The organism is Enterococcus cecorum, from assembly GCF_052119425.1.
Lineage (GTDB): Bacteria > Bacillota > Bacilli > Lactobacillales > Enterococcaceae > Enterococcus_E > Enterococcus_E cecorum_C.
The window spans coordinates 1-318 of record NZ_JBQKFH010000125.1 but is presented as its reverse complement, the minus strand read 5'-3'; the positions used below and the strand labels follow the sequence as shown (position 1 = coordinate 318).

Here is a 318-nt window from a genome sequence, read left to right as displayed (position 1 = left end):
TCTAAAGGGACAATTGGGTGTTTCATCATAAAAAATCCTCCAATCTTCTGTTGAATACAGTATAACTGGAGGACTGGAGGAATGATATACACCTTGTTATTGGGCGCTTACTCTGCTTGTACAGTTTCTGACCATGGCAAATAAGCTTCTAGAGCTGCTTTTTTTGCGAAAGATTCTTCATTTGGCAACTTCTCCAAAAGATAGGTAAGATATTTCTCTGAGTCTAAGCCATTTCGTTTGGCAGTTTCTAAAAGTGACAGGATGATCGCGCTAGATTTGGCTCCTTCAAAACTTTGAGAGAAAAGCCAATTCTTACGT

At 39.0% G+C, this 318-nt stretch carries 1 protein-coding gene; it reads right to left on the bottom strand.

Going from position 1 to position 318, the window contains the following annotated elements; genetic code table 11:
- Window positions 1–107 precede the first annotated feature (107 nt).
- Window positions 108–318, bottom strand: a 211-nt coding sequence (locus ACTQZM_RS12125) for a transposase domain-containing protein (protein WP_441653909.1), incomplete at its 5' end; no start/stop codon positions are given.